We start from the raw sequence: 22,586 nt of genomic DNA on the forward strand, positions 1-22,586 counted from the left end.
GTTCTTTTAGTTGTTGATTTCATAACACTCTCCAATTTTGGGGGTGGAAAGTGTCAACCTTATTTAGGACGGCACAGATTGAAAAAATAAAAAGCGAGCATCATGCTCGCTTTTTTCATTAACGCGCGAGTGAGCGAGTTTTTAATTCAAAGATAAGTTTTTCAGCACTTACTTCAAATTTGAATCGAGCCGTCGCTTGGTTCGATTCTTCGGTTATTTCTGAAACATTGTATTCAACATCAGCACATACTGATTTAGCGAGCTCGATGTATTTTTGTAGTTCAGACTCTAGCTCTGTTTTTGTCTGTGCGAAAACCGTTACGTCGGCAACTTCGTCACCTTCTTTGATGATAAAGCCAATCTCGCCAGCACAGCCGCAGGCCTCACATACTTGGTTTTTTTCTAATTCGACACTCATAACGAATCCTCTTGTAAATACTAAGGGTATTCTATCAGGTATTTGATCTGTATCTACAAAAATGACGACTTTTGCGTAAAAAAGGAACAAAATAGGCACTTGTTAAGTAAGGGTTAAAGATTGGATTACTAAATCATCAAGAACGTTAATGTGATATATATCAACATTTAAAATCAATTAACGAACATAGTGACGAGATTTTGCTCAGTCCAGTTGAACTAATGGTTAATTTATAAGACTATTTCTTGATTGATTATTTTTAATAATTATCATTCTTGGTCTTTGAATAGTTTCGATGAATAATTGGCGCAAGGTTTTGATGAGACTAACTTTTCGCCTTATTTTGAGTAGCATGTATTGACAAAAACATAACTGAAAATTACACATTACGCAGTGTAAAGACGTTATGGTTTGGAACTCGACATGATATTAAATAGTCGCAATACATATACCCAAAGCGCTTTCAAGTGCAGCGCTTAGCAACCTGATTTCTAGGTTTTCGCTAATCGAACCGCATCGGCGAGCCGGGTATAATGCTAAGAATGATTTCATTCTGGCCTCATTTAATAGTGAGTTAGATGGATTTACAAAGAGAAGAGCTTAAAATATGCCAAAGCGTAGTAAAGAAGATACCGAAATCACTATCCAAAAGATCATGGATGCCGTTATTGATCAGCTACTCAGATTAGGTTACGACAAAATGTCGTACACGACGCTAAGCCAGCAGACAGGTATATCGCGTACCGGTATTAGCCATCACTTCCCTAAGAAAACGGACTTCACCGCCGCACTGGATGGCCGTATCTTTAAAATGTTTATTGAACACTTAGAGTTTGATAAAGGATTAAATGCATTTTCACAAAGTTGGATTAAAGCGCTGGAAGATGCTGAGTTTCTCGCGATTTTACGACTGCTATTCCATCACATTGTCACCGCTGAAAATGCGCAAGAATTTGCTGCTAATGGTATTGACCGCTTATACAAAATGGTTGAAAGCCAGTTTGGTGCGGGTGGTGACAAAGAGCTTGAGTGGTTGATTGGTCGATCATTGATCCAAATGAGCAAGTAATAGCCTTTAAAGCACCAAATTCTTCCACTATCAAAGCAAAGGCCCGCAATTCTCATATTGCGGGCCTTTGTCGTATCAAAGTGTTTTAGAGACGGCTTAGAGGAGATACGCTTTATGCTGCGGCATGCACTTGAGGGAAGTCTAGCGTCGGATGTTTTGTCACAATAGAGCGATAGCCATAAACTTGCTCAATGCGCTCTGACGTTAGTGCATTCCATGGCGTGTCATCACAAACTAGTTTCCCGTTATGCAAGAGTACAAGGCGGTCTGCGTACTGAGAGGCTAGATTCAAGTCATGTAACACCACAACCACCGCAGCGTTCTGTGCTTTTGCCGTTTCACGAGCAATTTTTAACGTGTTGTGTTGATGGGCGAGATCCAACGCTGAGGTAGGTTCATCAAGCATTAAGATTCGTTTTTCGCCAGATTGATGTAGTTGTGTCATCACTCGTGCTAGATGCAGTCGTTGCTTTTCTCCACCAGATAAAGACGGGTACAGGCTTTCTGCTAAATGCAATACGTCGCTTTGTTCCATGTAATGTAAAGCCAGTTTAGTGGTTTCTTTATTGGAAAGTGATAGCGGTATTGCCCCCAGCTCTACTACTTCTCTGGCTAGAAATGGGAAGGTTAAGGTGCTGTGCTGCGGGAGCATTGCAATATGTTTGGCGCTTTTTTCAGGCTCCCAATCATGCTTTTGTTTACCGAAGTAGGTGATGTGATGATTCGAAGAGATCTCACCGCATAGAAGCTTGAGCAAAGTACTTTTACCTGCGCCATTGGGGCCGAGTAGGGCGGTCACTTCACCAGCTCGGATATCAATGTTGATGTCATCGAGCACCACACGGTTGCCATACGTCATCGAAATGTTTTTCCCCGATAAAACGATCTGGTTCATTACAAAATCTTCCCTTTTTGCTGGAACAATAAGTAGATGAAAAAGGGTGCGCCAATCAATGCGGTCACGATTCCAACTGGTAATTCAGCTGGTGCCACGGCAACACGAGCAAACATATCTGCGGCAGTAAGAAGCAGTGCTCCCATTAAGGCAGATATTGGTAATAGCGTTCGATGGTCAGGCCCAGCGAGCATGCGCCCTAAGTGTGGAATCACGAGCCCAATAAAGCCAATTGCACCACTGATGCTCACCGTAATACCAACACCCAGTGCAGAAAGTAAAATAAGCTGACGTTTGAGTTTTTGAACCGGAACTCCTAAGTGTCTTGCTTCTGATTCCCCTAACAACAGAGCATTCAGCGCCATCGACTTCTTCTGAAACCAGAGCAATAGGATGACGAGTGTTATAGCAGATAGAGCAATCCCTGACCAATTTGCACCAGCTAATGAGCCCATCGACCAAAGCGTCAAATCTCGCAGCATCTGATCATCTGCGATAAAGTTCATGTAGCCAATCGCAGCACCCGAGAGCGCGCTGATGGCAACGCCGGCTAACAACATAATTGTAACTGAGGTACCAAACTTACTTGTGCCGAGTTTATAAACGAGAATAGTCGTTAGTGCACCGCCAAGGAAAGCAAAAAGAGGCAGAGCCGCTAAGTTCATTAGTTGCGGATAGTTTTGGCTAAATTCAGCAAATACAACAATAGCGAATGCACCACCAAGAGCAGCGCCAGCAGACACACCAATGATACCAGGCTCGGCTAATGGGTTACGGAACAAGCCCTGCATAACCACACCACAAACTGCCAAAATGGCGCCGATGAACATACACAAAATGGTGCGAGGCAATCGGATTTCGTTAATGACCAACTGAATGTGAGGAGCGAGATCAGAACTGCCTCCCGTTAGGCTACGCAAACTGTCAGCAAAGCTAATGTTCATTGGGCCAACGGTAATAGAGGCGATAGCAATAAATGCTAAAAATCCACTAAGCACTGATAACGTCGTTGAAAGGGGGATGCGTCTTAACAACATGTCATGTCTCTATGGGTAAAGCAGTGCATTCAAGCGTTTAGCTTCTGCAAGGCTTTTAAGGCCCAAACCACCTACCAGAGCATGGCCATCAATCGTTATGATGTCTTTGTTCTTTCCAGCGGGTGTTGCAGCAAGAAGCGGCATTGCTTTTAAAATTGCATCGGCACCACCCAACGTTTCATAGCTGCGGCCGCTAACAAGAATCACGTCAGGCTGCATCTCTACCATCGCTTCTGTGGATAGAGGCTTGTAAGACGAGAGTTGTGTAGCGGCTGGGTTTTGTCCGCCGGCGAGTTGAATAATTGCATCGGGTGTCGTTTGTGAGCCCGCAACATTTGCAGGTCGCCCTTCATGGATCAGCAGAAAGAGCACTTTCTTTTTCTTTGCTTGATTAGGCTGGTTTGCATTGAGTGCTTGTACTTGCGCCTGGACATCTTGCTTTAAGCTTTCAGCTTGAGCCTTGCGATCCATAAGGTTCGCAATTTGATCAATACGTTGATAAAGGCCCTCGACATTTGCATCAGTATTAACAATTTCTACATCTACGCCAGCCGATTTCAATTGGCTCAATGTTGTTTTCGGCCCCATCTCATCAGAACCAATGACTTTTGTCGGACGTAAGGCGAGCAACCCCTCCGCTGAAAGACGACGATGGTAGCCCACTTTAGGCAGTTCCATCCCTTTTGGTAATTGACTGGTGACGTCGATAGCAACCAAGCTATCTTTAGCGTCGAGTTCAAGCAAGAGTTCAGTGACGGCGCTGCCTGCGCTAACAACGCGCTCTGAGGATGGCGTTTCATTGGCAAAAAGTTGACTACTCGCAAGTAGGGAAATAGCTGCCGTGACAACAGCATGAATAGTGATGCGTGTGTTCTTCATTTTGAAAGGATCTCTATCTTACTTATTTTTATGATGGCTCTTCAGTGAGTAACTGAGTTGCTTGAATTCCGTTTTCTTGTAAAAAGCCGAGAAGTTGTACTAGCGACTGAATATTCGCGGTTTTTTCTGCTCCAATTACAATCGGTTTATCGCTTGACTTACTCTCTTCTAACAGCGCGAGGGTAAAGTTGTCCCAATCGATATATGTCTTGCCGTTAATAGCCCAGTAAGGCTCGTCTTTAAGAATATTTACCGTGATGGATTGCTTATCGACATCTGCAACAGCCTGAGATTCTGTGCTCGGTAAATTGACGTCTAATGAATCGAGTTTGACCGCTGCGGTTAACATCAGGAAAACCATGACGATAAAAATAATGTCTAACAGCGGTGTTAAATCGGGGGTTAAACCGTTACGACTATTTTCTTGTGGTGTTTTAATCATTTAGTTGCTGCCTCAATCTTCCCAGAAGAGCGCAGTGTTACTTTTGAGTGGTCTGGCGAGACATGCTGTAACGAGATGCCTTCAAGCCATAAGTTGACGTAGTTTAAAGTGTGCTCAAGCTTGGCGATTACACGATCCGCCCACAAACCAATGATCTGCGCTCCTGAAATGGCAGGAAGTGCGATAATGAGACCCGCGGCAGTGGTGCGCATAGCAAGACCTAGGCCGTCAGCCAAATCATTCGGAGTGATATTCCCCGTTGAAACCGCGATGCCTTTAAACATGTCAATTAAGCCAAGTACCGTACCAAGCAAGCCAATTAAAGGGCTGATGACGCCAATCAGCGTCAGCAAACGAAGGCCGGAATGCAACTGATGGCGTTTTTCTTGCAGCCAAATACCTGCGGCATCTTCTCTTAAAGATTTCGAAAACGAATGATGAGCAAGCAACATCGCAACACCACGGTACAGAAGCGGCCGCTTATTCGACAACTCTTCAGCAAGTGCTTCAAGCTCGCTCCCATTTGTTGGGTCTAATCCTGTGAGCTTTTGGCGAATGGCTCGCTTTCCTACACCAAGGCTAATTAACACATGGAATAATCGCTCGGCGATGATCATCACCGTTAGAGCTGAGCAAATGATCAAAGGCCACGTCATCAGCCCAAATTGAGTTTGTAATTCTTGTAGTTGTTCCATTATCCATCCAACTTAAAACGAACAGGTACTTGTACTCGGTGAGCGACTTTTAGCCCACCTGAAATATGTGGTGTAAATTGCCACTGTTTGATCGCACGAAGTGCTGAGGCATCTAGCGACTCTGTGCCGGAAGACTCAATCAAAACCTGTTTAATCTGGTTACCATTCTCATCTAGCCATATCTCATACAAGGCTACACCCTCAATACCGCGTCTTTGTGCAGATCTTGGGTAACGGGGTTGTGTTGGTTGACTCACAAACGTTGGTTTGTCGACCAAGACAGGCTGAGACGTTGCCCCTTTGGATTGGCTCGCAGGTGCGGATTGTTGAGCTACCGTCTCTTTCTTCACTGGTTCCGTTTTTTTCTTTGGTTTCGCTTCGGGCTGAACCTTTTGCTTTGTTACGGTTTTGGTGGGCTCGACCGCTTTAGGTTTAGATTGTTTAACCGGTTCAGGTTTTTTCTCTACTACCTTCTTCTTAACAGCGTCTTTCTTGACGACCTGTTTTTTTACAATCTTCTTTTCTGGTTCAGGTTGGTCTTGAGGCTGCTGCTCTTTTGGTGGCGCTACATTTTCTGGTGTAGATTTTTCGACAGCGGGAGGAGCAGACACAAGATTTAGACTTACCGAACTTGCTGGGTTTCCAGCCGGCATCGCGAACACCTTTGTCTCTTGAGAAACAAAAAGAAGTGCGGCATGGATGGCAAGGGAAGCACCTCCTGCAATGACATATCTTTGTACGTTCACGGAATATCTCGGGAAACTATGAAAACTTGGGCAGATTATTACTTACAATGGAAATAAGATCAATTATCAATTGCATTATCATTACGCTCAAATTATGATTCTTGCAGAATTTTTAAGATCAGCTTCCATCCCTTACATGATGGGAGTTAAGCGAGTATATATGAGCGTCGATATCGATAAGCTTGATGAATCAGTGTTGGGCAGTGATAGTCCTGATCCATTGCGATTTGCTTTTGTTAAGAAGCATTCTGCACATGCCGGGGGAGCGAGCGTACCTGTGCCCTCGTCTCAACAACAGGCGGTTTTTTCGAGTATTACGGCTAACTCAATTAAAGCGACCAATAAACGCTGTCTTTATATTCATGTTCCGTTTTGTCGCGTTCGTTGCACTTTTTGTAACTTCTTTCAAAATGCTGCAAGTCGCACACTGGTTGATGAGTACTTTGAAGCATTAATGCAGGAGCTTAGAGAGAAAGCGGCATTACCTTGGACACAAAATGGTATTTTTCACGCCGTATATATCGGGGGCGGAACGCCAACGGATTTATCTCCAGTACAGGTTCGTGTGTTAGGCCAGGCTATCCGAGACCACTTTCCTTTGGCTGCAGACTGCGAAATCACCTTAGAAGGTCGCATCAATCGTTTTTCTGATGAGTTGTATCAAGGCGCTTTAGAGGGTGGGTTTAATCGTTTCTCTTTTGGTGTGCAAAGTTTTAATACACAAGTGCGCCGCAGCGCAAAACGTTTAGATGATAGGGAAGATGTCCTCAAACGAGTGAGCGAGATCGCCAAAGAAGACAAAATTCCGGTCATTATCGATTTACTCTATGGCTTACCTTATCAAACCAAAGAAGTGTTAGAGCAAGATTTAAATGATTTCCTCTCGACTGGTGCACACGGACTGGATTTGTATCAGTTAGTGGTTGGTGGGTCCGCTCCCATGCTCAACCTCGTAGAAAAGGGAAAAATCCCGCCACCTGCGACCACACCAGAAAAAGCGGGAATGTATGAGCTCGGTGTGAACTTTATGGCCAAACACCATATGAACCAACTGAGTGTGAACCATTGGGCAATCGATAACCGCGAGCGTAGTTTATACAATAGTTTAGCCAAGACTTATGCAGAGGTATTGCCAATTGGCTGTGGTGCTGGAGGTAATATCGGTGGCTACGGGATGATGCAACACCGCACACTAGAGACCTATATTAAAGCGGTCAAAGAAGGTCAAAGCACCATCGCGATGATGATGAAGCAAAGCCCTCTAGAACCACTTTTTTCTACACTCAAATCTGCGTTTGACCGTGGCATTGTTCAAGCAAATCAACTTCCATCATTTATGGGAGAGGACGCGTTCGGGTTTTTATTGCCTCTATTGAAAGTGTGGCAAGCGAAAGGCTTAGTACAACTACATGAACGTAGCGCAGTCCTTACTCTTGCAGGCAGCTTCTGGGCAGTGTCATTGGCTCAAAGTTGTATTCAGGTACTCACGTCAGAGATGAACGAAACCGTACCGAAAGCATCCAATAATTAATGAAAACAAATTGAACAAAAACGGAAGACACAATGGAATCAATCAAGCAACAAGTTGAAGTATTACTAGAGCAAGAACCACGATTATTGCCAGCTGCGATGGCAGAGCGTCTTGGCATTTCCGAGTTTGAGGTTGTTGCGGCTCTACCTCAGGAAATGGTGGCTATTGCACCAGGAGAGCAAGCGCAAAGCATCTTAGAAAGTTTGGTTGGTTTTGGCCCGGTGACGACCATCGTCCACTCTTTTGGTTCTATCTTTGAAGTTAAAGCGCCGTTTCCAAAAGGAAAAGTGGCGCGTGGCTATTACAATTTAATGGGTAGAGAAGGTGAACTGCACGGCCACCTTAAATTAGATAACGTTAAAAATGTCGCATTAGTCAGTAAACCGTTTATGGGTAGAGAGAGTCACTATTTTGGTTTTTTCTCAGAGTGCGGAAGCAATATTTTCAAGGTTTATTTAGGCCGTAACGAAAAGCGCGAGTTGATTGAAGAGCAAGTAACCGCATTTCGCGCCCTACAAGCCGAATTAAAAAAGTAATCACAAACATAATCGAGGCTTAACTCGAATACTAATTAGTAAAGTCAGGTATCAATATGGATCAACAAGTTAAACAAGAGCGTTTGCAAGGTCGTTTAGGGCCAGAGATCAAAGAGTTCCGTCAGGATCGTCGTACACTTCAGCTTGCAACTGTCGATGCAGAAGGTCGCCCGAATGTAAGCTACGCGCCTTATGTCCAAAACCAGGAAGGTTATTTCGTTCTCATTTCTAAAATCGCTCGTCATGCCCGTAACCTTTTAGAAAATCCAAATGTTTCATTGATGATGATCGAAGATGAAGAGTCTTCAAAGCAGCTGTTTGCTCGTAAGCGCTTAACTTTTGATGCGGTAGCAAATGTAGTTGAGCGAGACACAGAGATGTGGCAACAAGTTGTTGGACAAATGAAAGAGCGTTTTGGTGAGATTATTGATGGTCTAAGCCAGCTAGAGGATTTCGTGTTGTTCAACTTAAAGCCAGAATCGGGGCTATTTGTTAAAGGTTTTGGTCAGGCGTATCAAGTGTCTGGTGATGATTTAGTCGATTTTGTTCACCTTCAAGAAGGTCATAAGAAAGTCGAAAGTGCCTGATTGTAAACCGATCATATGAATGTCGATCATTTGGCATAATGAACGTTTAAAGGGAGTTAGGTTATACTGACTCCCTTTTTTATATTGGAACAAAAGCATGAAACCTGTAAGCAAGGAATTGAGCGAGATTTGCTATCCGTTTATTTACGAGGACAGTCCGGTTTGTGACTTTGAAATTACAGCAGATGAACTTTGTAGTCGTATTGGCCTTGTTCTCGCTATGGAATTGGACAAGTTTAGCCGCGATATACTGACAAGAATGCAGCCTAATGTTTATCATCTAAATGGTTCGGTTCGCGGAAAATTAGCGATTACAGAGACGGAAGTTGAAGAGTTAAAGGCCGATTATGCTTTGCTCAAGCAACGTATTGATGGCGGCTTCAAAGGCTTTGTTCTACCCGGAGGGCACCCGGCAGCCAGTCAATTGCATTTATGCCGTTGCCAAGCTAAAAAAACGGTACGAGCATTAGTTGCCGTTGAACATACAGGTAAGAAGCAGCCCGCACCTATTTTGTTTCGTTACGCGAACTTATTAGCGAATGTACTTTACAGCCTAGCTTCTTATATTAATCATGCTCACCAAGTCAAAGAGACGGAATTCGTTTCTCGTAGTTACGCGATGCCAAAGAAGTGAGCTGAGAAATTAGCGGATGTGAGCATCAGGGATAGGACAAGTACTGCATTATATTCTCAAATCAACTCGTCCAATAAGAGTTAAGAAGTCATAGCTTTGGCTTCTAGCTCTTTTGCTCCGCGAAGCATCGCTTCGATTAGTTCTCCTGCATTGAATTTCTCAAGTGCCTCATGCGCGCCAACTTGGTGAGCTCTGTCTACACAGATTTCGCTCGATAACGATGTATGTAAAATGCGGTATGAATGGTTCAGAGAGGAATTATTCTGAACTTCAAATGCTAATTCATAACCGTCTAATCCGGGCATTTCAATATCGCTGACCAGAATATCAATTGGGCGATGAGCCGCAGCGTCACTTTTCATCAGTTCCAATGCATCTAAACCATTTTTACAGATTTGATACCCAATATTGATGCTATCGAGTGCGTCACACAGCTGTTTACGAGCGATGGAAGAGTCATCCACCAATAGAATACTGAGTGCTTTTAGGCGTTCTCGCTCAATATCTGTCAGCATTGGGATCTTTGAATTCTCGTACTGCGGATAAACTTTGGAAAGTAGCAGCTCCACATCCAGCATTTGAACAGTTTTGTCCTCGTAGCGAGTAATTCCAGTCACGAAAATATTTTTTCCAGCGCTCGGAGGTGGCGTTTCAATAGCTTTCCAATCGCACTCAATGATCTTCTCTATACTACGAACCATAAACGCAACCACGGTTCGCAAGCAATCTGTCACGATCAAGTAGCAGCTTTTATATTCTTCTTCACTTATAGGACGAAAGCCAACAGCCGCTGACATATCGGTCACTGGTACTGTTAAGTTACGTATCGTAACGGTTCCAATGACGTGATGATGCGAGTAAGGGATCTTTGTCGTTGGCATGTACGGGACGATTTCACGGACTTTTAGCGTACCGATAGCGAAACTCTGTTGCAGGGTGAGCTTAAACATCAACATGCCCTGAGATTGATTCGCTTTGCTAATGACTTTTGCCATGAAAATAACCTTATAAACACCACCAAATTGTGTCTAATCTAATCTTATCAGACGAAGGCTTCAACCATCGGAGAGACAAATGTGAGCTTTTTAGACAATCTTTTAGAGGCATAGTGATTAACTGAGCAAAACTTGTTTGTATTTTAAACTCATTATGTAGACGATTTTATATTCCTCGTGTATTGGGGCCTTTACCGCTGAGCTATTATTAAGAAATGTTTGGTCTGTTAAAAAGGATTGGGTACACTTGCGCGACCAGAATAGTGAGAGATAGATCAATGGCAAATACAGCAGCCGCATTACATATTCTTGTGAAGCACAAAGAGCAAGCGGAAGACATAATCAAGCAACTGAAAAAAGGCGCAAAGTTTCAGACATTAGCGAAGAAGTATTCAACTTGCCCGTCAGGCAAACGCGGTGGTGACCTTGGTGAATTCCGCCGTGGTCAAATGGTACCTCAATTCGACAAAGTGTGCTTTTCTGGCGAAGTGTTAACGCCGCATTTAGTTAAAACCAAGTTCGGTTGGCATATTGTGAAGGTGCTTTACAGAACATAAGGCTTGGTATCGACCTAAACATTGTCAGATGAAACCCACAAGCATTAAATATCATCTGTACGGTCTCTTTTCACCAATCACTACCGTTATGACATGGCAGATACATTCTGATCTGCCATGCTCAACCAAACGCTAATCTTTCCAAACTAGAAACTCATTTATATGCAGTTAACTTGGCTTTTCTCATAAGTCGTTATCCTATTTCAAGCTTTGGTATGAGAATACGTTTGCTGGTTGTATCAATTATCAATGCTATTCCTTGCTGGCGAACTTTGGTTCATGTTCGGACGCCATTCGCATATGATAGCGACCTTATAAAAATTAACCCTGTTCATATTTAAGATGTCCCTGACTCATAAAGACTATTTTAAAATCGCATTTCCTTTCATCGTTTCTACTGTTACCCAACCATTATTGGGGGCGGTGGACACCGCGGTGATCGGTAAACTCGGTGTGGCTGAGATGATTGGTGGTGTGGCGATCGGCACCGTCATCATGAATACCTTGTATTGGCTGTTTGGCTTCTTCCGCGTCAGTACTACCGGGCAAAGTGCAATCGCATTAGGTAAAAATAGCCCAGAAGATCAAGCGAGCAGCTTATTGCGTCCTTTCGTGCTTTCGCTCTGCCTTGGCTTGATTTTCATTGCGTTGCAGTCCGTGATTTGGATGGGGGCAGAGCTGATTATCTCCCCTGATGCAGTCGTGGCCGAAAACGCTAAGATTTACTTCGATATCATGATCTTTGGTGCGCCGTTTGTACTTCTGAACTACACCGTGATTGGTTGGTTGATGGGGCAGGCGAAAGCCAAAGAAACCTTGTTCACGCAAGTGTTTGGTAACGTGCTGAACATCGTGCTGGATATCGTCTTTGTGTTGTACTTCGATATGGGCATTGCTGGTGTTGCGGTGGCGACACTTATCGCACAAATCTCGACGTTTGTTATTGGTGCGGTGCTGGTGTTGAAAACCTGCCGCTTCCCGCTGTTTGATTACATTCAGACCGCAAAAATGACGCGTAAAGATCTTAAAGTTATCGCGTCTTCCAATATGGATCTGCTGCTTCGTACAGTATGTCTACTGGTGTTCTTCAACATGATGGCGCGTGTAGGCTCTCAGCTTGGTTCTGATGTGCTTGCTGCGAACGCAATCTTGATGCAAGTGACCTTTATCGTCAGCTACATGTTCGACGGTGTGGCGAATGCGTCGAGCGTCTTTGCAGGTAAAGCCGTAGGGCAGAAGAATAAGACATTGCTTGATAACGTGATTAAGCTAAACACGCAATGGACCGCAGCGTTCGTTGTTGTCTTGACCTTGCTGCTAGTGCAGTTCAAACACCAAGTGGTGTCGTTATTTACCACTTTGCCAAATCTTGTTGAGCTGTATTTGGACATGAGCCCTTGGTTATTGGCATTCCCGTTGGTTGCTGGTTTTGGTCTTACGTTTTACGGCATCTTTACCGGTACAGGGACGACGCGACCAGTGCGTAACTCTACCTTTCTAACCATGGTGTTGTTCTTAGTGACTCAATTTATTGCGGTGCAATATTGGGGCAACCACGGTTTATGGCTGGCATTCACGTTGTTCTACGTTGGGCGCTTTGTCTTCTTGTTTCCATACCTCGGTCAAGTTAAACAAAAGTGTCTTTAATACACACTGTCACAAATGACCTAACTTAGATGTTCTTATCACAAGGGGGGGAGCTATCTGCCCTTGTTGATAAATCTGAAAAAGGTGATGAAATAACCTTTCCGACTGGTTTCCTTGCTTTAACCCGCATGATATTATTTGTGATGTTATATTATTACATTTAGTTTGATGCCGTGATTTCTCGACCAATACTCTCCGTTAATAATCTCAGCCTTACAGACTCAGAACGCACACTCTTCAAAGACATTTCTTTTGAGCTGTTTCAAGGTGAAGTTCTTGCCATTATGGGACCTTCCGGCATTGGTAAATCCATGTTGTCGAAAGCCGTCGCAGGTTTTTTGCCGTCTGATATTTGGGTAGACGGAAGTATCCAGCTTAACAGCAGTGAGGTCGCACAAACTGCCATGCTGCAACGGAGTCAGTCGCAGCGTCCCGCGGTCATTTTCCAAGATGCACTTAAAGCGCTGAATCCATTGGCGTCTGTCGAGCAACAACTGTGTTTGGCATTGACGGGCAACAAAACACGCTTGTCTTCAGCAAACCGAGATACGGTGACGACCTTGTTGTCTCAACTCGGGTTTGTGGACCCAAAAGCAGCATTGGCGCAGCATCCAAGCCAGTTATCTGGTGGTCAGCGCCAGCGTATTTGTATTGCGATTGCGTTGCTTGGTAGTGCCAACTTGATCATCGCTGATGAGCCCACCAGTGCGCTCGATCCAATCACCGAAGCGGAGATCCTTGAGTTGTTCCGCAGCAGTGTTCAGCAACGCAGCATCAGTGGTTTGTTGATCACGCACGATCTGTCTGCGGCTTTGGCGTGTGACAAAGTCTTGGTGATTGCGGACAACACCATGGTGGCTTATGGCGCACCATGGCAAGCCATTCAGCAAAGTTCGCATCCTTTCTGCCAACAGCTTGCGCAACTGCTGCCTTAACCTCATCTCTGGAGCCTATTTTGACTAAGCACAACTTGAGCGGGCACACGCAGCCTAAATCGGCGGAAGTTCGCTTTGAGCAAGCCAGTATTCACTATTACTCCAAACCAAGTTGGTTAGGGGGCAAACCGTTTAAAGCGCTCGAACAATTGGATCTTGCCATCGACACAAAGAACATTGCGATTGTTGGTCCTTCTGGTGCGGGTAAATCGACCTTGATTGAACTTCTGTTTGGTCTTCGTAAACCCACATCTGGTGAAGTGTATGTGTGTGGTTATCCGTTATCGCGCAGCTCGGCTAAGCAGCGCCAAGAGTTGTGTCAGCACATTCAATTGATTCCGCAAGAGCCGCAATCGAGCTTGAATCCTTATTACACCGTTCGCCAGATCTTACTGGAGCCGTTAAGCAATATTGGTTTGACGCAAGAGCTTAACGAGAAGGTGGAAAAGGTCTTGGCGGATGTCGGTTTGGATCTCACATTGCTGGATCGTAACCCGCAGCAACTATCAGTTGGGCAAGCTCAACGTGTGGCTATCGCCAGAGCTTTGATTGTCGAGCCTTGTGTTTTGGTTGCCGATGAGCCAACCAGCAGCCTAGATCCCGTCAGTCGTAAACAGATTCTCGACTTGTTGGCAGGCATTCAAAAGAGTCGTCAGATGCGCCTGATTTTGGTGACACATGACCTCGATGCGGCACAAACCCTATGCGATGAAATCCTGGTGTTAGACAAAGGACGCGTTGTCGAGCACGGCACAGCACAGAACGTGACAAACAACCCATCACACTTGATCACGAGAGCCTTGATGAGCGCTCAACACAAAAGTAATGAATTCACAAAAACCATTGGAGAGGTTTCTTATGCACCTTAGTACTCCCAAGTTAGCTTTGTCGCTGGCTTTAAGCGCACTGCTGACGGGTTGTTTTGACTCTGGCGAAAGCAAGCCAGAAGCGGAAAAAGCAGCCGCACCGCAAGCAACGGAAATTCGCGTTGCCATGATGCAACCACCACGCACAGGTTTGTCGCCACTTTCAGATGACGCGTTTAAACTGTCACGTTGGAGCACGGCAGAAACGTTGGTGAACCTAAACGATCAGTCGGTAGCAGAGCCTATGCTGGCAACAGAGTGGGAACAAGTTGACCCAATGACATGGCAATTTACGGTACGTAAGGGCGTGAAATTCCACGATGGTTCTGATCTTGATGCAAACGCGGTTGTGAACTCTCTACAAAAAGCATTAGATGCTGCACCAAAACCACGCATTTTGGATGGTATCGAATGGCAAGTTAGCGCACTGGACGACTTCACTGTTGAAATCAAAACGACCTTTAACGATCCATTGTTGCCAAGCCGTCTATCTAGCCCACAGCTAGCGATCCTTTCTGGTGCTGCATACCAAGAAAACGGTCGTGTTGTGCCAATCAATGCGGGTACCGGTCCATTCGTTCTGACAGAAATCAACGGTACAACCAGCGCGAAACTGAAGCGTTTTGACGGTTACTGGGGTGAAAAAGCGAAAGTAGACAGCATTTTTGCTGAATACGTACCAAACGGTTTTGCTCGTGCTGCGGCACTACGTACCGGTGAGGCGGATGTCGTTGAAGCGGTTCCTGTTTCGCAAATCGCGATGATGGAATCTTCACAGCTGCACGAAGTCGCCATGCCACGTACCAACACGCTTTACCTAAACAATAAATCAGATGTGTTTAGCCAGTTCGGTTTGCGTAAAGCAGCGGCTCAAGCGGTTAACCGTGAGCAAATCATCAAAACGGTTTACGAGAACCACGCCGACTCAGCGAAAGGTTTGTTAGGTCCTGCATTGGCATGGGCTCAACCAATTCGTGATGCGAACCCTCGTATGGAAACCATGGAAATGCGCCACGCGAATGGTGAAAAGATCACCATTGGTACGTTTACCGACCGTGCAGAGTTGCCAGAAGTGGCGGTGCTACTAAAGCAACAACTTGAAGCGGCTGGCTTTGTGGTTGAACTAGACGTTCGTGAATACGCACAAATCGAAAACGATGCACTAGCAGGTAAGTTCGATGCGTTCTTGTTGTCACGTGCAACGGTGCTGGATTCTGGTGACCCAGTGGCGTACATGCAAAGTGACTTTAGCTGTAAAGGTTCTTACAACCTAGGTCAGCTCTGCTCTGAAGAAGTGGATGCTGCATTGAAACACGCTGATCGTCAGCCATTGGGTGAGAAACGCCAACAAGCGATCATCGAAGCAGAAAGCAAAATCCTTGAACAATACGCTGTGATTCCACTGCTTCACGAGCGTGTAATCCAAGGTGAGAGTGATCGTGTGAAGAATGCACAACGTGACCCACGTGAGCGTCGCCTGATCGACCAGTTTACTGAGGTGAACTAACTCGATGTCGTCTGTTGCCAACATGCGCTCTCGTTGGAGCGCTTGTATGCCTGAATGGTTTACGCGTTTTTTGTCGCGCTTCCTGTCTCTCGGGGTAGTGGTTGTGCTGGTGGGTTTGATGCCGGATATTGCAGGTATCGATCCAAGCCAATCAATCCTCCGTGCCCGTGCGGGTGCTCAACAATTGCTGACGGCGGAAGCTCTGCAAGCAATTCGAGAAGATCTTCAACTTGACCGCAGCGCTGCTGAGCGACTGTGGGATTGGTTGACGCTTGCCATGCAAGGTGACTTAGGTGTCTCTTGGGTGAGTGGCGCATCCGTGATGGAGAGCGTTCAACAAACCGCAAAAACGTCGCTATTACTGATGCTTACAGCGCTAGGCATGGCATTTGTAATGTGTATGGCGAGCGTCCTTTACACTGTGCGTCGTTGGCAACAGAATCGTTTAGACAAACATCATGACACGCTCAGTTCGGTGTTGGTCTCACTGCCTGAATACGTGATTGCTTCGTTGCTGATCATGGTGTTTTCCATTTGGTTGGGCTGGTTCCCGCCTTATGGTTGGCAAGGCGTGCAAAACCTCTGGCTACCAAGTTTGGCAATGGCATTGCCTGCTGCTGGTTTGTTCGGGCGCTTGCTCAATGACAGCCTCAAGCGAGTATTAGATGAGCCTTGGGTGATCACTTGGCTATCGGCAAACGTCAGTAAGTTTCAAATCTTACGCTTTGCCTTGTGGCGTGCCGTTAGTAACTTGATTCCTCAAATCGCAATGACGGTGATTGGTTTAACCGGCGGCGCGGTTGCTGTGGAACAAGTGTTTTCCATTCCGGGCATCGGACGACTAATCTTGGGTGCAGCGAAGTCACAAGATCTGCCGATGCTGCAAGGCGGCTTGTTGGTGTTGTTGGTGTTCTCGATGTTAATCAGCAGTGCGAGCATCTTATTGCAACGTTGGTTACTCGGGCACAGTGTCACAAGTGGCAAGTTGATCAGCAGTCACAGCACGTTCCGTTTTACCCAAAGCACCACCAAACGTATCGTCAGTGCCACAATCTTTGTCTTGCTGATTGGTTGTGCTGGATGGGCGTTAATGCGCGATCCTTACACCATCCAATTTACCCGCCTTGAATCGCCAAGCTTAGCTGCCCCGTTTGGTGCAGATGCGGTCGGGCGAGATCTGCTTGCTCGCGTTGGCGGCGGTATGATGTCGACAATCAAAATGGGCATCATCGCAACGTTCCTAAGTTTGGTGATTGGTTTGCTGCTCGGCTTCGTGACTCGTTATAGCCAAGGCTTAATTGAGATCACCAAAGGTGTGCCATACATTGTGGCGGGTCTGCTGATCGCTGGTCTAACGGGAATGAACCCAAACAGTGCCTTGATTGCGATTGTTATGGTGTCATGGGCACCATTAGCGGCGCACTGTGCGAGCTTGTTGATGGAAGCCAAAGCGCAGCCTTACACGCATCTTGCGCCCATTTGGGGAACCAGTCAGTGGCGAGTACTTCGTTACTACTTGTTGCCTTATGTGCTGCCGCCATTGATTCGTCACGCGTTTCTGCGTTTGCCATACATTACGCTCAGCCTGACCTCTCTGAGTTTTATCGGACTTGGCGTTAAGCCGCCAGAACCTGAGTGGGGCTTATTGATTGCGGAAAACTTGCCTTACATAGAGCGCTCACCATTAGGTGTTTTGCTGCCAATTTCAGGCTTAGTTTTGATGGCAATTGCGGTGAATTTGATTTTTGATGACAAGTGACGAGCAGCGATAAAGTGAAGTGAGCTTCCATATCCCAGATGTAATCAGTAATTTGGTAATTTAGAAAACAAGAGGATGTGTTTTCTGCCAGAAAGTACACAGCACGGTCTATGTATATTGGAAGCACCTATAAATTAACGAGTATAAAAGTTACGCGAACTCAGATGTTTAGGTAGTGTTACTCTTTATACACACGTAATCCTTTATCCGTTAATTCTTTAGTGACCACTTCGGATAGGTTTCGATCGGTAATAATTCCGTCCAATTGCTCGATGTCTAATGCATGAAAGCTCGCTATCTGACCGTATTTAGTTGAGTCTGAGATCAGATAATTGGTTTGTGCCGCCTTGATGATTGCTTTTTTAACGAGGACTTTATTTTCATTAGGTGTTGATAAGCCTTTCAAGCTCCAAGATGAAGTCGAAATAAAGGCGATATCAATATTTAGCCCATTCAAGAACTCTGCGACTTTTCCTCCAATGGTGGATTGGTTCTCGCGGTCAATTTTTCCCCCAGTGTGGTAAAGCTCACATTCACTGTGCGTCATAAGGAAAGCAGCAATAGAGAAGTCATTGGTGATCACTAAAAGATCATTACGATTTGCTATTTGATGGGCGATTTCTAGAGAGGTTGTTCCCGCATCCAAGTAAATCGTAGCGTCTTGACCAATTAACGTAGCCGCCAGCTTACCAATTTGAATTTTTTCATCCGCTTGTTGCTCGACCTTCGCATCATGGGAAAGTTCGGAATGTAGAGCTTGAGCGAGTTGCACTCCACCAGAAACAGAAACGACTTTACCTGAGGATTCAAGCTTCACGATATCACGACGAATGGTCATATGTGATACGCCAAGGTGGTCGGTTAAATCTGAAATGCTTAACACTTCTTGATGTGATAACAGGGATAATATGGTTCTTTGACGTTCTGCTGGGATCATAGTTTCACTTCTATATTCTTGTTTTTCAGTATCCTACCAATCTTTTCATTTGTTGTGAATATCTGTGAATTATGTTCTCAACGTTGTAAGAACAGCCTTCGCTTGTGTTAACTGCTCGGAATATCTCTGCCCATAAAGAGGTATATATCACGACATTGTTAATTTGTGTGAAAAAATGTGATTCAAAGCGAGGTCTTAGTATTAATCTTCACATATAATCACATCAACTAAACAAGAATTAACAAAGTTTAATAGACCAGAAGGCATTGTTTTTATGAGTGAAGTTCAATCTGTAGGTGTTATCGGTTTAGGCTCTATGGGAATGGGCGCCGCAAAGTCATGTGTGCGTGCAGGCCTAGATGTCTATGGTTTCGATTTAAGTTCTCAAGCGCTTGACGAGTTAGGTTCATTCGGTGCAAAAGCAGTTTCTGCAAATGCAGTTGAGTTTGCAGATAAGCTTGATTCGGTTCTAGTTCTTGTTGTGAACGCAGCTCAAGTTAACACGGTCTTGTTCAAAACCGGTCTTGCTAAAGTGCTTAAGCCGAATACGCCAGTAATGGTTTCAGCAACCATCTCAGCAGAAGACGCAAAACAAATTGAAGCGAAATTGGCAGAACACAATCTTGTGATGCTTGATGCACCGGTATCTGGTGGTGCTGCAAAAGCAGAATTAGGTGAGATGACTATTATGGCGTCGGGAGCGCAAAGCACATTTGATGCACTTGAACCAGTACTCAACGCAACGGCAGCTAAAGTCTACAACATCGGTGAAGCGATTGGCCTAGGCGCAACTGTGAAGATTATCCACCAATTGCTAGCAGGTGTTCATATCGCAGCTGGTGCTGAAGCAATGGCATTAGCGGCACGTGCAAACATTCCTCTTGACCTGATGTACGACGTGGTGACGAATGCAGCGGGTAACTCTTGGATGTTTGAGAACCGCATGAAGCATGTAGTTGATGGTGACTACTCCCCTAAATCTATGGTCGACATCTTTGTGAAAGATCTAAACCTCGTATCGGACACAGCAAAAGATCTCAAATTTCCACTTCCTCTATCAAGCACAGCACTAAACATGTTTTTGAGTGCAAGCAATGCTGGTTTTGGCCAGGAAGACGACAGTGCCGTTATCAAGATTTTTGATGGTATTGAGCTTCCAGGTGTAGAAAACAAACAGAAGTAAGCGCACGTAAAACGGAGAAAAAATGATGTTATTAGGCGTTATCGCAGACGACTTTACTGGCGCAACAGACATCGCAGGTTTTCTTGTAGAAAACGGCATGCGCACAGTTCAGCTTAACGGTATTCCAAAAGAAGAGATTGATGTAAACGCAGATGCGGTCGTGATCAGTCTTAAATCTCGCTCCTGTCCTGTAGATGAGGCAATCGAGGATTCAGTAGCTGCGCTTAAGTGGCTGCAAGCAAATGGCTGTCAGCAGTTTTACTTCAAGTACTGCTCAACGTTTGACAGCACAGCAGAAGGTAACATTGGTCCTGTAACGGATGCACTGCTTGCAGAGCTAGGTGAAGCGTTCACCATTGTATGCCCATCATTACCAGTGAATGGTCGCACAGTTTTCAACGGCCATCTATTTGTATTCCAGGACTTGCTAAGCGACTCAGGTATGCGTAATCACCCTGTGACACCAATGACTGATTCAAGCCTAGTTCGTATGATGGATGCTCAATCTCAAGGCAAATCTGGCCTGGTGAACTTCCAAATAATTGAACAAGGTCCAAAAGCGGTAATTGAGCGCTTTGAAGAGCTAAAAGTACAAGGCAACCGCTACGCAGTGGTTGATGCATTCAATGCAGAGCATCTTGTCACACTTGGCCAAGCGGCGAAGTCTCTAAAACTGGTAACTGGTGGTTCTGGTTTGGCAGCGGGTATTGCTAAGAACTGGATAGAGAACCTTGAAGATCAAAGTGATGCGAAGCAAGAGGGGAACCCTAAAAAGGCACCAACCGTTGTGTTATCTGGATCTTGTTCTGTCATGACCAACCAACAGGTCGCTGTTTACAAAGAAAAAGCGCCACACTTTGCTATTGATGTGAAGGCGTGTCTGACGGGGGAAGACTACTCAAATCAAGTGTTTGATTGGGTCATGACCAACATCGAAAGCGAGTTCGCACCACTGGTTTACGCAACCGCAGATGCAGCGGCGTTAAAAGCGATTCAACAAGAGTTTGGCGCGCATGCTTCAAGTCACGCGGTTGAACAATTCTTTAGCCAACTTGCAGTTAAACTTCAGCAGAACGGTGTGAAAAATTTCATCGTTGCGGGTGGGGAAACCTCAGGGGTTGTAACCCAAAGCCTAGCCGTAAAAGGTTTTCATATCGGTCCTCAAATCGCACCAGGTGTACCTTGGGTGAAGTCACTTGAAGGCGAGCTTTCTTTGGCTCTGAAATCGGGCAACTTCGGCGATGAACACTTCTTTGCCAAAGCACAGTCGTTTTTTGAATAGGTGAGGTTGTGATGAATAAAGAATTGATGACAGAACAACAACTGCGAGAGCAAATGGTCACTATGGCTCGCTCTATGTTTGAACGTGGCTATGCGACTGGCGGCGCTGGCAACCTTTCTCTAAAGCTGCCTAATGGACACTTTCTGGCAACGCCAACTGGTTCCTCGTTCGGCCGCTTGATTGCTGAAGAGCTTTCGGTTGTGGATATTGATGGCAACCATATCTCTGGTGAAAAGCCATCAAAAGAAGTGGCTTTTCATCTGGCGATTTATCGAAATAACTCAAAGTGTAATGCGATTGTGCATCTGCATTCTACTTACTTGACGGCGCTTTCTTGTCTTGAAGGTCTAGATCGCGAGAATGCCATCAAAGCTTTCACACCTTACTTTGTAATGCGCATTGGCGAACTGCCAGTGATTCCGTACCTGCGCCCGGGCGACCCTCAGATTGCTGAAGAACTTGCGCAGCGGGCAAGTGACTACCGAGCTTTCCTCCTGGCGAACCATGGTCCAGTGATCACGGGTACGGACTTTGAAGATGCAGTGGATAACGCAGAAGAGCTAGAAGAGACAGCGAAGCTAGCGTTCATTCTTAAAGACAGCAACATCCGCTACTTAACGGATACTGAGATTCAAGACCTAAAAGGGAGAGGTAAGTAATGGCTAAATTCGCGGCAAATCTGACAATGTTATTCACAGAAGTTCCTTTTCTAGATCGTTTCGAAAAAGCACACCAAGCGGGCTTCAAAGCGGTGGAATACCTTTTCCCATACGCATTCGAAGCGCAAAAACTAGCAAGCAAGATACAGCAGTTTGGTTTTGAGCAAGCGTTATTCAACATGCCTCCAGGTGATTGGGATGCAGGTGAACGAGGTTTTGCAGCTATTCCGGGGCGTGAGGATGAATTTAAAACGAGCGTCGAGACTGCTCTGATGTACGCCAAGGCACTGAACTGTAAAAAGGTTCACGCTATGTCTGGCATTGTTGATTCTCGCTTCACTCGTGATCAGCATATTGAAACCTTTATCTCAAACATTCGTTATGCAGCGGATAAGTTTGCCGAACAAGGTGTTGAGCTGATGATTGAGCCACTCAACAATCGCGATGTACCGAACTACTTTGTTGCACATCAGCGTGAAGCGGTGGAACTCATCAAACAAGTGGCTCGTCCAAACGTGAAATTGCAGCTCGATCTCTATCACGCACAAATTATGGACGGTGATCTGAGTACGTTGATTCGCGATGTGGCGCCATACACAGGCCATATTCAAATTGCTTCTGTGCCTGAAAGGCACGAACCATCGGAAGGCGAACTGAATTACCCACACCTATTCAATGTTTTGGATGACTCTGGTTACCAAGGCTGGATCGGTTGTGAATACAACCCAAGGCATAGCACGCAGCTGGGCCTTAGTTGGGTTAAACCATACCTATAACAATTTTAATTTCT

General features: G+C 45.3%; 24 protein-coding genes. 15 read left to right on the forward strand and 9 right to left on the reverse strand.

Features of this window, described 5'->3' with window-relative positions:
* Positions 1-118: 118 nt before the first annotated feature.
* A complete protein-coding gene (locus R8O10_RS21220) occupies positions 119-418 on the reverse strand; it encodes a YfcZ/YiiS family protein (protein WP_005375307.1) in 300 nt (99 codons plus the stop codon).
* Positions 419-1,025: 607 nt separating this feature from the next.
* Between R8O10_RS21220 and R8O10_RS21225 the strand changes: the two genes are divergently transcribed.
* Entirely contained in the window at positions 1,026-1,487 is a 462-nt protein-coding gene (locus tag R8O10_RS21225) for a TetR/AcrR family transcriptional regulator (protein ID WP_005385033.1), read from the forward strand.
* Between the two features lie 112 nt (positions 1,488-1,599).
* Here the strand turns inward: R8O10_RS21225 and R8O10_RS21230 are convergent, their stop codons facing one another.
* From R8O10_RS21230 to R8O10_RS21255, 6 genes are read right to left on the reverse strand one after another with little or no spacing between them, the layout of a single operon-like run.
* The gene (locus R8O10_RS21230; protein WP_213879458.1) at positions 1,600-2,382 is read right to left on the reverse strand and encodes a heme ABC transporter ATP-binding protein; all 783 of its coding nucleotides are present in this window, start codon (positions 2,380-2,382) and stop codon (positions 1,600-1,602) included.
* A complete protein-coding gene (locus R8O10_RS21235) occupies positions 2,382-3,419 on the reverse strand; it encodes a FecCD family ABC transporter permease (protein ID WP_213879460.1) in 1,038 nt (345 codons plus the stop codon). Before R8O10_RS21235 ends, R8O10_RS21230 begins: the two co-directional genes overlap by 1 nt.
* Before the next feature lie 9 nt (positions 3,420-3,428).
* Positions 3,429-4,298: a heme/hemin ABC transporter substrate-binding protein gene (locus tag R8O10_RS21240; protein ID WP_085569330.1), complete on the reverse strand. Its 870-nt coding sequence runs from the start codon at positions 4,296-4,298 to the stop codon at positions 3,429-3,431.
* 28 nt (positions 4,299-4,326) lie between these two features.
* Positions 4,327-4,740 carry an ExbD/TolR family protein gene (locus R8O10_RS21245; RefSeq protein ID WP_005375322.1) on the reverse strand — a complete coding sequence of 138 codons (414 nt, stop codon included), beginning with the start codon at positions 4,738-4,740 and terminating at the stop codon, positions 4,327-4,329.
* Positions 4,737-5,435 carry a MotA/TolQ/ExbB proton channel family protein gene (locus tag R8O10_RS21250; protein ID WP_225496350.1) on the reverse strand — a complete coding sequence of 233 codons (699 nt, stop codon included), beginning with the start codon at positions 5,433-5,435 and terminating at the stop codon, positions 4,737-4,739. The genes R8O10_RS21245 and R8O10_RS21250 overlap by 4 nt, the downstream gene beginning before the upstream one ends.
* A complete protein-coding gene (locus R8O10_RS21255) occupies positions 5,435-6,181 on the reverse strand; it encodes an energy transducer TonB (protein WP_064354554.1) in 747 nt (248 codons plus the stop codon). Before R8O10_RS21255 ends, R8O10_RS21250 begins: the two co-directional genes overlap by 1 nt.
* 160 nt (positions 6,182-6,341) lie before the next feature.
* Between R8O10_RS21255 and hutW the strand changes: the two genes are divergently transcribed.
* From hutW to R8O10_RS21275, 4 genes are all read left to right on the forward strand, one after another.
* Positions 6,342-7,712 carry a heme anaerobic degradation radical SAM methyltransferase ChuW/HutW gene (gene hutW, locus R8O10_RS21260; RefSeq protein ID WP_318191705.1) on the forward strand — a complete coding sequence of 457 codons (1,371 nt, stop codon included), beginning with the start codon at positions 6,342-6,344 and terminating at the stop codon, positions 7,710-7,712.
* Positions 7,713-7,744: 32 nt separating this feature from the next.
* On the forward strand, positions 7,745-8,248 hold the full coding sequence (gene hutX, locus R8O10_RS21265; RefSeq protein ID WP_132936320.1) for a heme utilization cystosolic carrier protein HutX: 504 nt from the start codon (positions 7,745-7,747) through the stop codon (positions 8,246-8,248).
* 56 nt (positions 8,249-8,304) lie between these two features.
* Positions 8,305-8,835: a heme utilization protein HutZ gene (hutZ, locus tag R8O10_RS21270; protein WP_213873868.1), complete on the forward strand. Its 531-nt coding sequence runs from the start codon at positions 8,305-8,307 to the stop codon at positions 8,833-8,835.
* A 97-nt stretch (positions 8,836-8,932) separates the two neighbouring features.
* Positions 8,933-9,469 carry an ATP:cob(I)alamin adenosyltransferase gene (locus tag R8O10_RS21275; protein WP_132936321.1) on the forward strand — a complete coding sequence of 179 codons (537 nt, stop codon included), beginning with the start codon at positions 8,933-8,935 and terminating at the stop codon, positions 9,467-9,469.
* 80 nt (positions 9,470-9,549) lie between these two features.
* Here the strand turns inward: R8O10_RS21275 and R8O10_RS21280 are convergent, their stop codons facing one another.
* Positions 9,550-10,464 (reverse strand): chemotaxis protein, encoded by a 915-nt coding sequence (locus tag R8O10_RS21280; RefSeq protein WP_318191706.1) that lies wholly within the window; start codon positions 10,462-10,464, stop codon positions 9,550-9,552.
* A 215-nt stretch (positions 10,465-10,679) separates the two neighbouring features.
* Between R8O10_RS21280 and ppiC the strand changes: the two genes are divergently transcribed.
* From ppiC to R8O10_RS21310, 6 genes are all read left to right on the forward strand, one after another.
* Positions 10,680-11,021: a peptidylprolyl isomerase PpiC gene (gene ppiC / locus R8O10_RS21285; protein WP_258460894.1), complete on the forward strand. Its 342-nt coding sequence runs from the start codon at positions 10,680-10,682 to the stop codon at positions 11,019-11,021.
* A gap of 342 nt (positions 11,022-11,363) precedes the next feature.
* Entirely contained in the window at positions 11,364-12,668 is a 1,305-nt protein-coding gene (locus R8O10_RS21290) for an MATE family efflux transporter (protein WP_193837190.1), read from the forward strand.
* A 173-nt stretch (positions 12,669-12,841) separates the two neighbouring features.
* Positions 12,842-13,603, forward strand: coding sequence for an ATP-binding cassette domain-containing protein (locus R8O10_RS21295; RefSeq protein WP_318191707.1), 762 nt, complete (start codon positions 12,842-12,844; stop codon positions 13,601-13,603).
* Between the two features lie 20 nt (positions 13,604-13,623).
* Positions 13,624-14,472, forward strand: coding sequence for a dipeptide/oligopeptide/nickel ABC transporter ATP-binding protein (locus R8O10_RS21300; RefSeq protein ID WP_318191708.1), 849 nt, complete (start codon positions 13,624-13,626; stop codon positions 14,470-14,472).
* Positions 14,462-15,976: an ABC transporter substrate-binding protein gene (locus R8O10_RS21305; RefSeq protein ID WP_318191709.1), complete on the forward strand. Its 1,515-nt coding sequence runs from the start codon at positions 14,462-14,464 to the stop codon at positions 15,974-15,976. Before R8O10_RS21300 ends, R8O10_RS21305 begins: the two co-directional genes overlap by 11 nt.
* A gap of 4 nt (positions 15,977-15,980) precedes the next feature.
* Positions 15,981-17,735: an ABC transporter permease subunit gene (locus R8O10_RS21310; protein WP_373921003.1), complete on the forward strand. Its 1,755-nt coding sequence runs from the start codon at positions 15,981-15,983 to the stop codon at positions 17,733-17,735.
* Between the two features lie 178 nt (positions 17,736-17,913).
* Here the strand turns inward: R8O10_RS21310 and R8O10_RS21315 are convergent, their stop codons facing one another.
* Positions 17,914-18,672, reverse strand: coding sequence for a DeoR/GlpR family DNA-binding transcription regulator (locus R8O10_RS21315; protein WP_033906787.1), 759 nt, complete (start codon positions 18,670-18,672; stop codon positions 17,914-17,916).
* A 274-nt stretch (positions 18,673-18,946) separates the two neighbouring features.
* Here R8O10_RS21315 and ltnD point away from each other — a divergent pair, with 274 nt between their 5' ends.
* Genes ltnD through otnI form a run of 4 tightly spaced genes read left to right on the forward strand, consistent with a single transcriptional unit; the run spans position 18,947 to position 22,572 of the window.
* The gene (gene ltnD, locus R8O10_RS21320) at positions 18,947-19,855 is read left to right on the forward strand and encodes an L-threonate dehydrogenase (RefSeq protein ID WP_017635263.1); all 909 of its coding nucleotides are present in this window, start codon (positions 18,947-18,949) and stop codon (positions 19,853-19,855) included.
* A gap of 25 nt (positions 19,856-19,880) precedes the next feature.
* Positions 19,881-21,137 (forward strand): 3-oxo-tetronate kinase, encoded by a 1,257-nt coding sequence (gene otnK / locus R8O10_RS21325; protein WP_025998665.1) that lies wholly within the window; start codon positions 19,881-19,883, stop codon positions 21,135-21,137.
* An 11-nt stretch (positions 21,138-21,148) separates the two neighbouring features.
* Positions 21,149-21,796 (forward strand): aldolase, encoded by a 648-nt coding sequence (locus tag R8O10_RS21330; RefSeq protein WP_005385078.1) that lies wholly within the window; start codon positions 21,149-21,151, stop codon positions 21,794-21,796.
* Positions 21,796-22,572 (forward strand): 2-oxo-tetronate isomerase, encoded by a 777-nt coding sequence (gene otnI / locus R8O10_RS21335; RefSeq protein ID WP_017635261.1) that lies wholly within the window; start codon positions 21,796-21,798, stop codon positions 22,570-22,572. Before R8O10_RS21330 ends, otnI begins: the two co-directional genes overlap by 1 nt.
* Positions 22,573-22,586: the final 14 nt, after the last annotated feature.

This window comes from Vibrio sp. 1727 (genome assembly GCF_033344415.1).
Lineage (GTDB): Bacteria > Pseudomonadota > Gammaproteobacteria > Enterobacterales > Vibrionaceae > Vibrio > Vibrio alginolyticus.